Consider the following 11,833-nt stretch of genomic DNA (forward strand, 5'->3'; position numbering starts at 1 on the left):
CGGCCTCGCGGCGACCGGTGGGGTCACCGGTCGGGGCGGTGGTTCACTCCTCGGGCGCGAGCAGCGCGCCGGAGGCGGCGTCGCGGACCGTGATCGCGGACATCGGGCACATGTCGGCGGCGTCGATGACCGCCTCGTCGGGCGAGGTCCGGGGGGCCAGGGCGGAGGCCTTGCCGTCCCGGATCTCGATCTGGCGGGGGGCCGCGCCGGCGCAGACCCCGGTGCCGATGCAGGCCTCCCGGTCGACGGTGACCGTCCAACCGGTGTCCACCGCGCTCACCAGGACACCAGCAGCTTGTTCGGGCCCCGGACCAGCAGGCCGGACTTCCACGCCACGCCCGCGTCGCCGTCGGCCAGGCTCAGCTCGGGGAACCGGTCCAGGATGGTGTGCAGAGCCACCTGGAGCTCCATCCGGGCGAGCTGCGCGCCGAGGCAGTGGTGCGGGCCGTGACCGAACGCGACGTGCGGGTTCTGCTCGCGGGTGAAGTCGAAGGCCTCCGGGTCGTCGAAGATCTCCGGGTCCCGGTTGGCCCCGGGCAGGGAGACCAGCACCGGCTCCCCGGCGCGGACGGTGATCCCGCTCAGCTCCACGTCCTCCACCGCGTAGCGGGGGAACATCGCGGCCGGGTTGAGCGGGATCATCCGCAGCAGTTCCTCCACGGCCGCCGGCACCAGGCTCCGGTCGGCGCGCAGCTGCGCCATCAGCTCCGGCCTGGTCAGCAGCGCGTAGACGAAGTTGGGGATGTGCGTGGAGACCGTCTCGACCCCGGTGAGCAGCAGCCCGACCCCGGCGATGGAGAGCAGTTCCTGCTCGGTCAGCCGGTCACCCTCGTCGCGGGCCTTGACCAACGCGCCGAGCAGGTCGTCGGTGGGCTGCTCACGGCGCTGGGCGACCAGGTTGCCCATGTAGCCGAAGAGCTGCTCCACGTAGCTCATGAGCTGCTCGCTGGTGCTGGTCAGCCCCTCGGTCCAGATCCGGAACTGGGCCCGGTCCTCGAACGGCACCCCGAGCAGTTCGCAGATCACCGTGATCGGGAAGGGCAGCGCGAACATCTCCACCAGGTCGCCGGGGGAGCCCTTGGCGATCATGTCGTCGACGTACTCGTTGGCGATCCGCTGCGCGTCCTCGCGAATCCCGTTGACCCGGCGGGCGGTAAGCGCCTTGCCGGCCAGCTTGCGCAGCCGGGTGTGGTCCGGCGGGTCGAGGCCGATGATGCCCTCGTAGGTCATCTCCTCGCGCAGCCGGGGTTGGTCCTGGCCCTGCGCCGCGGCCCGGCTGAACCTCGGGTCGGTCAGCACGGTCTTGACGTCCTCGTACCGGGTGGCGAGCCAGGACACCTCGCCGTACGGCAACTGCACCCGGGCCAGCGGCTCGGTGCTGCGCAGCAACCCGTACGTCGGGTCGATGTCGATCCCGGGCGACTCGCTGAACGGATACTTGCGGATCTCCTGATCGATCGTCACGGGACACTCCCTCAAGTCGCACCGGGCGCACGTGATCCGGCGCTGGCGTCGATGTCAGTTCGGCCGCTCGGCGCGGTACGGCGTATCCGGGCGACACGCCGGGCGCCGGCCGGACCAGGCGAGGGATACGTAATCAGGAAAGGAAATCCACCTACACCCCCGCGACGCCCCTAGCCTCCCCCTACCGGGCCCGCTAAGGGGCGGCTCTGGGGTGTCGTTAGGGGTTCGGGTCGACGGCCCACCACTAGCGTGTGGACGAGACAACGCGCTGTTGACCGTCGAGCGATTCTCGCGGGCGCGCACCGGTGATCGAGTCACGCCACGTCGGTGGGCGCAACCCCCCATGGAGGATGGTTGATGTCCCTGCTCGTTTCCACGACCGCCGATCCGGGGCGGTTCCACTCCTTCGGGCCGCACCACATCGATGAGCTGGGGACCCGGTACGGATTGTCGGCCGACAATCTGCACGCGATCCGCACCATTTCCCAGGTGCTGCCGTTCCGGGTCAACGAATACGTCCTGTCGCACCTGATCGACTGGGACCGCATCCCGGACGACCCGATCTTCCGGTTGGTGTTCCCGCAGCACGGCATGCTCGCCGCCGCCGACGAGCGGATCGTCGGCGACCTGCTGCGCGCCGGCGACCGCAAGGGGCTGCGCGGTGAGGTGGCCCGGATCCGGGCCGGGCTCAACCCGCACCCGTCCGGGCAGCAGCAGCACAACGTGCCGAGCCTGGACGGCCAGGAGCTGCCGGGCATGCAGCACAAGTACCGGGAGACGGTGCTCTACTTCCCGCAGCAGGGGCAGACCTGCCACGCGTACTGCACCTACTGCTTCCGATGGGCGCAGTTCGTCGGGGACGCCGACCTGCGGTTCGCCGCGCCCGGCCCGGAGCAGTTGGTGACCTACCTGCACCGGCACCCGGCGGTGACCGACGTGCTGGTCACCGGGGGCGATCCGATGATCATGTCGACGGAGCGGCTGCGCAGCCACGTGGAGCCGCTGCTGAAGGTGGACACCGTCCGCACCATCCGGTTCGGCACCAAGGCGGTCGCCTACTGGCCGTACCGGTTCGTCTCCGACAGCGACGCCGACGACCTGCTGCGGCTGTTCGCGCAGGTGGTCGCGTCCGGCCGCAACGTCGCGGTGATGGCGCACTTCAGCCACCCCCGGGAACTGGCCACCGAGGTCGCCACCCGGGCCATCGCCCGGATCCGGTCGACCGGGGCGGTGGTCTACTGCCAGGCCCCGCTGATCCGGTACGTCAACGACGACGCCCGCGCCTGGAGCGAGATGTGGCGTGCCGAGCTGGCCGTCGGTGCGGTGCCCTACTACATGTTCGTCGAGCGGGACACCGGTCCCCGGGACTACTTCCAGGTGCCGCTGACCCGGGCCGCCGACATCTTCCGCACCGCGTACCAGGATCTGCCCGGCCTGGCCCGGACGGTGCGCGGGCCGGTCATGTCGGCGACCCCCGGCAAGGTGCTCGTCGACGGCGTCGAGCGGACCCCGGACGGCGACTTCTTCCAGCTCCGGTTGATCCAGGCCCGCGACCGGCGGCTGGTCGGCCGACCGTTCCGGGCCCGCTGGTCGGCCGACGCGGCCTGGCTGAGCGACCTGGAACTCGATCCGAGCGCCCCGGCGGACATCCTCGCCGCGGTCAGCCCCAGCACGGCCCGCCCCGGCGTGGCCGTCACCGCCTGAACACGTACCCACCCCGAAGGGAGCTGGCCATGGCCGGCCGGAAGATCTCGCCCAACCTCGCGCTCGACCAGTTGGTCGCGCAGCGGATCGCCGCCGGCGAGTCCATCGTGCACCTGGGCTTCGGCGAGTCCCGCCTGCCGGTGTTCCCGCCGCTGGCGCGGGCGCTGACCGAGGGCGCCGACCGCAACGCGTACGGGCCGGTGGTCGGTGACCCGGCCACCCGCGACGCGGTGGCCGGGTACTTCTCCCGCCGTCGGCTGCCCACCGAGGCTGACCAGGTGATCATCGCGCCGGGCAGCAAGCCGCTGCTGATGGCCCTGCAGTTGGTGGTCGGCGGGGACACCCTGGTCGCCGCCCCGAGCTGGGTGACCTACGCCCCGCAGGCCCGGTTGGCCGGCAAGACCGTGCTGGGGGTGCCGATCCCGGACTCCTGCGGTGGGGTGCCCGACCCGACGGCGCTGCGGGAGACGATCCACGCCGCCCGGGTGCTCGGTCACGACCCGCGCATCCTGGTGCTCACCTCGCCGGACAACCCGACCGGCACGCACGCCCCGGACGAGCTGGTCCGGGAGCTGTGCGCGATCGCCGAGGAGGAGGACCTGCTGATCGTCTCGGACGAGATCTACCGGGACATCCTGCACACCCCGGGGACCGACCTGCTCTCCCCGGCCGAGATCGCTCCCCGGCGGACCGTGGTGATCACCGGGTTGAGCAAGAACCTGGCCCTCGGCGGCTGGCGGATCGGGGCCGCCCGGTTCCCGGTCGGCGGGTGGGGCGGGCGGATCCGCGCCGACGTCGCCGCGGTGGCCAGCGAGATCTGGTCCACCCTGGCCGGACCGATGCAGTCGGTGGCCCGGTACGCCTTCGCCGAGCCGCCGGAGATCCGCGAGCGGCTGACCGAGGACGCCGCGCTGCACGGCGCGGTGGCCGGCGCGGTGCACCGGATCATGGTGGACGCGGGCGCCACCTGCCGGCCGCCGACCGGCGCGTTCTACGTCTACCCGGACTTCGCGCCGCTGCGCGAACCGCTGGCCGAGCAGGGCGTCACCGACGGTGCCACGTTGCAGCACTACCTGCTGGAGGAGCTGGGCGTCGCGGTGCTCTCCGGCCACCACTTCGGCGACCGGCCGGAGGCGCTGCGCTTCCGCGCCGCGACCAGCATGCTCTACGGCGACACCCCCGAGCAGCAGCGGCAGACCCAGACCGCCGCCGACCCGCTGGCCGTGCCGCACGTCGCCGACGCGCTGGTCCGCATCGAGCAGGCCCTCGCCAAGCTCCCCCGGTGACCCCACCGCCCGGCTCCCCCGCCGACCGCGCCCGCGCCGGTCTGCCCCGACGACAAGGACGCCCCAGATGACAAGCGCCATCGTCTTTCCCGGGATGGGTCCGTGCGACTTCGCCGACGTCGCGAAGTTCATGCTCATCGACCGGGACGCCCGCGAACTGCTCGCCGCCGCCAGCGACGCCCTGGAGTACGACCTGTTCGCCAGCTACCGGGACAGCGACAGCGACTACTCCGAGTACGCCCAGGTCGCCTTCCTGGTCAACTGCGTGGCGCTGGCCCGCTGGGCGGAGCGGACCATGGACCTGCGTCCGGACCTGATCGCCGGGCCCAGCTTCGGTGGCAAGGCCGCCGCCGTGTTCAGCGGCGCGCTGGACTTCGCCGAGGCGGTCCGGATGACCGCCCGGCTGTCCCGGATCGAGACGGAGTACTTCACCGCCGAGCAGCGGGGGGTGGTGACGATGTCGTTCGTCCGTACCCCGGCCGAGCGGCTGCGGGAGATCCTGGCCGAGCTGGACGAGGCCGGCGAGTGGTACGAGATCTCCTGCTACGTGGACACCGACTTCTGGATGGTGACCCTGCACGAGCGGCGCACCGAGTGGTTGACGCAGCGGCTGCGGGCCGGCGGTGGACTGCCGCTGTACGTGATGGACCCGCCGCTGCACGCCGCCGCGTTCCAGCCGCTGCGCGACCGGGTGGAGGCGGAGCTGTTCGGGTCGCTGCACTTCACCGACCCGCAGATCCCGGTCGTCGCCGACCAGGACGGCACGGTACGCACCACCGCCGACGGCGTACGGGCCATGCTGCTGGACGGGATCGTCACTCCGGTGCGCTGGCCGGAGGTGGTCGCCACGTTCCAACGGTCCGGGGTGGAGACGGTGCACGTCTGCGGACCGGACCGGTTGTGGGGCCGGGTCGGCGCCACCGTCCGCAACTTCCGGACCACCATCGTGGACCCGCGACGGGCGATGCGGCCGATCCGCCGCACCGTGGCCGCCTGAGCACCGGCAGAGCACGGAGGACGAGATGACCCAGCACACCGACTACGCCCTGCACGGCCGGTTCCTCCAGGGGCTGGCCGCCGCGCCCCGGGCCACCGCCCTGCACCTGCCCACCGGCCCGGTCAGCTACGAGCAGCTGCACGCCACCGCGCTGCGCTGGGCGGGGGCGCTGGCCGTCGGCCCGGACGGGCCACCCCGGGTGGTCGGCATCCTGGCCGGCAAGACCCTGGAGTCGTACGCCGGGCTGCTCGCCACCCTGTACGTCGGCGCGACCGCCGTGCCGCTGCACCCTGAGTTCCCGGCGGCGCGGACCGCCGGAATGCTCACCGCGTGCGGGGTCTCCGTCCTGCTGCTCGACGACGCCGGGCTGGCGGTCCGGGCGGAGATGGGTGACGCGGTGGCCGGGGTGCCGGTGTTCGCGCCGGTGGTCGACCCGCGCGGCAGCGGTGCCGGGCTGCGGCTGCCGGTGGCCTCGGCGACGCCGCTGGCCGCGCCCCGCCCCGCCGGCCCCGACGACGTGGCCTACGTGCTGTTCACCTCCGGCTCGACGGGGCGGCCCAAGGGGGTGCCGATCACCCACGGCAACCTGCGGCACTACTTCTCGGTGCTGGACGACAGGTACGATTTCGGGTCCGACGACCGGTTCTCCCAGTCGTTCGACCTGAACTTCGACTGCGCGATGTTCGACCTGTTCTGCGCCTGGGGTGCCGGGGCGAGCGTGCATCCGGTGCCGCCTGTGGCCTACCGGGACGTGCCGAAGTTCGTCGCCGAGCGGGGCCTGACCGTGTGGTTCTCCACCCCCAGCGCGATCACCCTGGTCCGGCGGACCGACCGGCTGACCGCGGCGGCGATGCCGTCACTGCGGTGGAGTTTCTTCGCCGGGGAGGCGTTGCACGCCGCCGACGCGGTGGACTGGCAGGCGGCGGCCCCCGGGTCGACCCTGGAGAACATCTACGGCCCCACCGAGCTGACCGTCACCATCACCGGGCACCGCTGGTCGCCGCAGACCTCGCCGGGGCTCTGCGTCAACGGCCTGGTCCCGATCGGCGCCCTGCACGACGGGCACGACGGGGTGCTGCTCGACGCCGACGGCGCCGCCAGCGAGGTGGAGGGCGAGCTCTGCATCACCGGCCCGCAGCTCACCCCCGGCTACCTCGATCCGGCCGACGACCAGGGCCGGTTCCTGGTCCGCGACGGCCGACGCTGGTACCGCACCGGCGACCGGGTCCGGCGGCTGGAGAACAAGGAACTGATCTACCTGGGCCGGTTGGACTCCCAGGTGCAGGTGCACGGCTGGCGGGTGGAGCTGGCCGAGATCGAGCACGCGTTGCGCGACTGCCCCGGCATCGAGGACGCGGTCACCGTGGCCCGCGCCGCAGCCGGCGGCACCGAACTGGTGGTCTTCTACACCGGGGAGCCGACCGCCCCGGCGGAGCTGGCCCGGCAGCTGCGGAAGATCCTGCCGAAGGGCATGCTGCCGCGCTCGTACCGGCACCTGCCGGAGTTCCCGCTGAACTCCAACCGCAAGGTGGACCGCGCCCGGCTGGCCCGCGAGGCCGCCGAACACTGACCAGCCCGCTCCGGCCACCGCGGAAGCCCCGCGCCGGAACCCCGCTCCCGGGAACCCCGCGCCGGAAGCCCCATGATCGACACAGTTTCGTTGTTGTAGTGGTATCCGAACGGTCCGATGCCACTACAACAACGAAACTGTGCGCCCGAGAACCCGGGGCGGGGCTCGGCGTCAGCAGACGGAACCCCTGGCCGGTCCCCCTCCTGAAGGGACCGGCCAGGGGCCGTTTCGGGGCGCGGGGCCAGCCCTTCGCGGAGCCGACCCAGCGGGGCCGACCCAGCGGGGTCAGGCTTGCGTGGGTTGCCCGGCGCGGGCGGCGAGGGCGCGGCGGTCGACCTTGCCGTTGGCGTTGACCGGCAGCTCGTCGAGGACCCGCACCTGTTGCGGCACCATGTAGTCGGGCAGCGCCTCCAGGCAGAACGCGCCCAGTTCCATCTCCTCCACGCCGGTGACGCCCTCGTCGAGCACCACGAACACGGCGAGCACCGGGTCCTTGCCCTCCTGGGGCAGCATCAGCGCGGCGGCCCCGGCGATGCCCGGGAAGTCCCGGACCCGACGCTCCACCTCACCCAGCTCGACCCGGTTGCCGCGGACCTTGACCAGAGAGTCGACCCGGCCGATGAAGTACAACTCCCCGCCCTCGCCCCGGTACGCCAGGTCTCCGGTGCGGAAGACGACCTGACCGGTGGCCGGGTTGAGCGGGTCGGGGACCAGCGCGGCGGCGGTGGCCTCCGGGTCGTTCCAGTAGCCGTGGAACAGGGCGGCGCTGCGCAGGTGGATCTGCCCGACGGCCCCCGGGGAGTCGACCGGCCGGCCGTCCTCGTCGATCAGCAGCATCTCCGCGCCCGGGTGGGCGTGCCCGATGGAGATCCGGTCGACGTCGTCGGGCAGCGGGTTCGGCACGTCGGTGAACGACGCGGCGATGGACTCGCTGCTGCCGAAGCAGTTGACCACCCGGGCGTGCGGCAGGGCGCGTTGCAGCTCGCGCATCTCCGGCAGGGGGAAGTTCTCACCGGAGTAGAGCACCCCGCGGATCTGCTCGCCGAGCGCGGCCAGCCCGGCGAACTCGTGCCGCAGCACCCCCCGCCAGATCGACGGGACCCCGTTGACCTGGGTGGCGCCGCTGTCGGCGAGGAACTGCACGAAGCGGCGCGGCCAGCGCAGCAGCGCGCGGGGCACCGGCACCACGGCCGCGCCGCTGCCCAGCGCCAGCCCGATGTCGAGCAGCGAGAAGTCGAACTGCAGCGGCGAGGTGGTGGCGACCCGGTCCTCGGCGGAGACGATGCCGTGCCGCAGCATGCCCCGGAAGAAGGCGAGCACCCCCCGGTGGCTCATCACCACGCCCTTCGGGCGGCCGGTGGTGCCGGACGTGAAGATCATGTAGGCCGGGTCGGTGGGCACCAGTTCCCGGCGGTGCCGGGTACGCGGCGCGGGCGTCCGCTCGACCTGGATGCCGTCCGGGCCGAACCGGGCGGTCCCCATCGGCGCGGGTACCCCCTCCCGGCGTCCGTCGACGGGTTGCAGGTGCAGCGCCGCGGCGGTGCTCTCGGCGATCAGCGCGAGCCGCTGGGCCGGCGTCTCCGGGCTGACCGGGATGAAGGTCAGACCCAGCGAGGAACAGGCCAGGAACACGGCGATCGCGGTCGGGGAGGTGTCCGACTCCAGGATCACCCGGTCGCCGATGTCCAGGCCGAGTTCGTCGAGGGCGGCGGCGTAACCGTCCACACGCTGGGCAAGCTGACGGTATGAGATGGAGCCGACCTCGCCGCCGACGACCTGGATGACGGCCGGCTTGTCGGGCGTCAGCCGGGCGCCCGCCAACAGGAACTCGTGCAACGTCTCCACCGAGGCGTGCGTGCGCGCGAAGTTCTCTCGACTCATGGCCGGAGCGTAGCGGCGACCCCGGCCGCCCCCACCCGCATCGACCCCCCTAACCATCCCTTACCCGGCTCCGCCGGGGACCGGAAGATTGTCGGGTCGTCACCGCAGGGCAGCCGTTGTTAGCGTTTTCCCACCCTGCACCGGAAGGAATCGCGGACATGTGGGATCAACGGTTCGAGGCCATCCTGCGCCAGCACCTGCCCTTCCTCGACCCCGAGGAGCCCCTGCTGGCCGGCACCAGCCTGCGCGACTCGGGCCTGGACTCCCTCGCCATGGTCGAGCTGCTGGCCACCCTGGAGAGCGAGTACGCCGTGCGGTTCGTCGACGAGGCGATGTCGATGGAGACGTTCGCCACCCCGCACACGCTGTGGAGCGTGCTGAACGACATGCGCGGTGCTCCCGCTCCCGTGTGAGCAGCCGGCGTACGACGAGGTGCCCGTGACCGGGTCGGTCACGGGCACTTTCCGTGCCCGGCCCGGCGGGCCGGGCAGCGGCGGTCAACCGCCGATCGCGTCCAGTTCGGTCAGGTCGGTGGCGGTGAGCACGAGCCCCGCGCCGGCGACGTTCTCCCGCAGGTGGGCCACCGACGAGGTGCCGGGGATGAGCAGGATGTTGGGTGACCGTTGCAGCAGCCAGGCCAGGGCGACCGCCATCGGCATGGCGTCCCGCCGGGCGGCCACGGCCGAGAGCGCCGCGGACTGCAGGGGGCTGAAGCCACCCAGCGGGAAGTACGGCACGTAGGCCACCCCCTGCCCGGCGAGCCGGTCGATCAGCGCGTCGTCCCGGCGGTACGCGAGGTTGTAGAGGTTCTGCACACAGACGATCGGGGCGATGGCCTGCGCCTCGGCGACCTGGTCGGCCGTCACGTTGCTGAGCCCCAGGTGCCGGATCAGGCCCTGCTGCTGGAGCGCGACGAGCGCCTCGAACGGTTCGGCGAGCGGGCCGGGCCGGGGTCCGGTGGCGTCGCCGAGCCGGAGGTTGACCAGGTCGAGCGTCTCCACCCGGAGGTTCTCCAGGTTCTCGTGCACGGCCTGGCGCAGTTGCGCCGGCTCCCGGGCCGGGGGCCAGCCGCCCTGCCCGTCCCGGGTCGCGCCGACCTTGGTCACCAGGTGCAACCCCTCGGGGTACGGGTGCAGGGCCGCCCGGATCAGCCGGTTGGTGACGTGCGGTCCGTAGGCGTCGCTGGTGTCGATGTGGGTGATGCCGAGGGCGACCACCTCCCGCAGGACGGCGAGCGCGCCGTCGGGATCGGCGGGCGGTCCCATCACCCCGGGGCCGGCGAGCTGCATGGCGCCGTAGCCGAACCGGGTGACGGTCAGGTCGCCCAGCGTCCAGGTGCCGCCGGGCAGAGATCGGGTGAGCATGCGGTTACCTCGGGCTTTCGTGGTGAACGGAGTGCTGCCCGACCACTATCCGCGAGGTAGCTTTCTGCCGGTAAGTAGGCACCTGAAGGTGCGTAACGCACCGGGCACGGGAGGAACGGCCGATGGCGACGAGGACGGCGGCCCAGCGCAGGGCGGAGACGACGGTGGCGTACGACGCCTTCATGGCGCAGTGTCCCAGTCGGGAGCTGCTCGCCCGGATCTCCGACAAGTGGGTCGCGCTGGTGCTGGCCGCGCTGCGCACCGACGGCTCGCACCGGTTCGGCGCGGACTGCGCCGGCACTCCCCGGCCGATGCGCTACTCGGAGCTGTCCCGCCTGCTGGCCGGGGTCAGCCAGAAGATGCTCACCCAGACGCTGCGCTCCCTGGAACGTGACGGCCTGGTCAGCCGCACCGTCACGCCGACGGTGCCGGTCACCGTCAGCTACGAGCTGACCGACCTCGGCTTCTCCCTGCACGAGACGATGCGCGGCCTCAAGACCTGGGCCGAGACCCACCTGGACGACGTGCACGCCCACCGCGCGGCCTACGACGCCCGCGCCGCCTGACCGGGACACCGCGCCATCCGAACCGGGACGCCGCCCCGCCTGGACCGGCGGCGCGGGCGTCGGCGCGGCCCGTGTGGGACCGCGCGGCTCAGAGCTTGTCGAGAAACTGGGTGAGCAGCTCGGTGAACCGCTCCGGGGTCTCCAGGTGGGGCAGGTGGCTGGCCCCCTCGATGATCTCCCAGTGGGCCCCGGGAACCAGGTCGTGGAAGGGGCGTACCGCCGCCGGGGTGACCTCGTCGTGCTCGCCGCTGACGACCAGGGTGGGCACGTCGATCTGCGGCAGCCGGTCGACGAGCGAGTAGTCGCGCAGCGTGCCGATGATGTGGAACTCGCTCGGCCCGTTCATCGCGTGGTAGACGGTCGGATCGCCGTTGATCTCCATGAACGAGGCCATCAGCTCCGGCGGCAGCGGCTTGCACCGGCACACGTGCCGCTGGTAGAAGACCATCATCGCCGCCGTGTACGCGGGGCTGCCGGTGGTGCCGGCGGCCTCGTGCCGGCGCAGCGTCGCGTCCACGCCCGGGGGCAGCGCCGCCCGCAGCACGTCGAGCTCCGGCAGCCACAGCGGGTACGACGCGGGCGCGTTGGCGATCACCAGGCCGCGCAGCCCGGCGGGCCGTTGTACCGCGTGCGCCGCCGCCAGCACCCCGCCCCAGGACTGCCCCAGCAGCACGTACTCCTCGGCGATGCCGAGCCGGCGCAGCAGGTTGTCCAGTTCGGCGAGGAACAGCTCCACGGTCCAGAAGTCGGCGCCCCGGCCCGGCAGGTGGGTGGAGCCGCCGTTGCCGAGCTGGTCGTAGTGCACCACCGGCCGGCCGGACCGGCTCAGCTCGGCCAGGTTGAGCAGGTAGTCGTGGGTGCTGCCGGGACCACCGTGCAGCACCACCAGCGGCGGCCGGCCGTCGTGCAGCTCGCCGGTCACCCGGTACCAGGTCCGGTGCTCGCCGAACTCGACGGTGCCCTTGGCGGTCGGTGCCAGTGCCATGTCGTCCACTCCCGCT

The 11,833-nt window shown here is 72.5% G+C and carries 11 protein-coding genes; 6 read left to right on the forward strand and 5 right to left on the reverse strand.

The annotated features are described in order from the left end of the window. Nucleotides 1-43: 43 nt before the first annotated feature. Both AC0AIB_RS13895 and AC0AIB_RS13900 read right to left on the reverse strand, forming a co-directional pair. Nucleotides 44-280: a ferredoxin gene (locus AC0AIB_RS13895; RefSeq protein ID WP_328338411.1), complete on the reverse strand. Its 237-nt coding sequence runs from the start codon at nucleotides 278-280 to the stop codon at nucleotides 44-46. Beyond that, a complete protein-coding gene (locus AC0AIB_RS13900) occupies nucleotides 277-1,464 on the reverse strand; it encodes a cytochrome P450 (RefSeq protein ID WP_328338413.1) in 1,188 nt (395 codons plus the stop codon). The genes AC0AIB_RS13895 and AC0AIB_RS13900 overlap by 4 nt, the downstream gene beginning before the upstream one ends. Before the next feature lie 357 nt (nucleotides 1,465-1,821). Between AC0AIB_RS13900 and AC0AIB_RS13905 the strand changes: the two genes are divergently transcribed. The 4 genes from AC0AIB_RS13905 to AC0AIB_RS13920 all read left to right on the forward strand — a co-directional run bounded on the left by AC0AIB_RS13905 (nucleotide 1,822) and on the right by AC0AIB_RS13920 (nucleotide 7,021). Further along, nucleotides 1,822-3,168 carry a KamA family radical SAM protein gene (locus AC0AIB_RS13905; protein WP_328338415.1) on the forward strand — a complete coding sequence of 449 codons (1,347 nt, stop codon included), beginning with the start codon at nucleotides 1,822-1,824 and terminating at the stop codon, nucleotides 3,166-3,168. A gap of 29 nt (nucleotides 3,169-3,197) precedes the next feature. Further along, nucleotides 3,198-4,454, forward strand: a complete 1,257-nt coding sequence (locus AC0AIB_RS13910; protein ID WP_328338417.1) for a pyridoxal phosphate-dependent aminotransferase — start codon at nucleotides 3,198-3,200, stop codon at nucleotides 4,452-4,454. Nucleotides 4,455-4,521: 67 nt separating this feature from the next. Next, nucleotides 4,522-5,451, forward strand: a complete 930-nt coding sequence (locus AC0AIB_RS13915) for an ACP S-malonyltransferase (RefSeq protein WP_328338419.1) — start codon at nucleotides 4,522-4,524, stop codon at nucleotides 5,449-5,451. A gap of 25 nt (nucleotides 5,452-5,476) precedes the next feature. After that, entirely contained in the window at nucleotides 5,477-7,021 is a 1,545-nt protein-coding gene (locus tag AC0AIB_RS13920; RefSeq protein ID WP_465096792.1) for an AMP-binding protein, read from the forward strand. Between the two features lie 285 nt (nucleotides 7,022-7,306). On the opposite strand, the gene AC0AIB_RS13925 is transcribed toward AC0AIB_RS13920, so the two are convergent. After that, a complete protein-coding gene (locus AC0AIB_RS13925; protein ID WP_465096793.1) occupies nucleotides 7,307-8,902 on the reverse strand; it encodes a D-alanine--poly(phosphoribitol) ligase in 1,596 nt (531 codons plus the stop codon). 158 nt (nucleotides 8,903-9,060) lie between these two features. Between AC0AIB_RS13925 and AC0AIB_RS13930 the strand changes: the two genes are divergently transcribed. Next, entirely contained in the window at nucleotides 9,061-9,315 is a 255-nt protein-coding gene (locus AC0AIB_RS13930) for an acyl carrier protein (protein WP_328338425.1), read from the forward strand. A gap of 84 nt (nucleotides 9,316-9,399) precedes the next feature. Here the strand turns inward: AC0AIB_RS13930 and AC0AIB_RS13935 are convergent, their stop codons facing one another. Next, complete coding sequence (locus AC0AIB_RS13935; protein ID WP_328338427.1) at nucleotides 9,400-10,266, reverse strand: aldo/keto reductase family oxidoreductase; 867 nt, start codon at nucleotides 10,264-10,266, stop codon at nucleotides 9,400-9,402. 122 nt (nucleotides 10,267-10,388) lie between these two features. Between AC0AIB_RS13935 and AC0AIB_RS13940 the strand changes: the two genes are divergently transcribed. Beyond that, nucleotides 10,389-10,832, forward strand: a complete 444-nt coding sequence (locus tag AC0AIB_RS13940) for a winged helix-turn-helix transcriptional regulator (protein WP_328338429.1) — start codon at nucleotides 10,389-10,391, stop codon at nucleotides 10,830-10,832. Nucleotides 10,833-10,920: 88 nt separating this feature from the next. Here the strand turns inward: AC0AIB_RS13940 and AC0AIB_RS13945 are convergent, their stop codons facing one another. Beyond that, nucleotides 10,921-11,826, reverse strand: a complete 906-nt coding sequence (locus AC0AIB_RS13945) for a proline iminopeptidase-family hydrolase (protein WP_328348861.1) — start codon at nucleotides 11,824-11,826, stop codon at nucleotides 10,921-10,923. Between the last annotated feature and the right edge of the window lie 7 nt (nucleotides 11,827-11,833).

The organism is Micromonospora sp. DSM 43699, assembly GCF_055517075.1.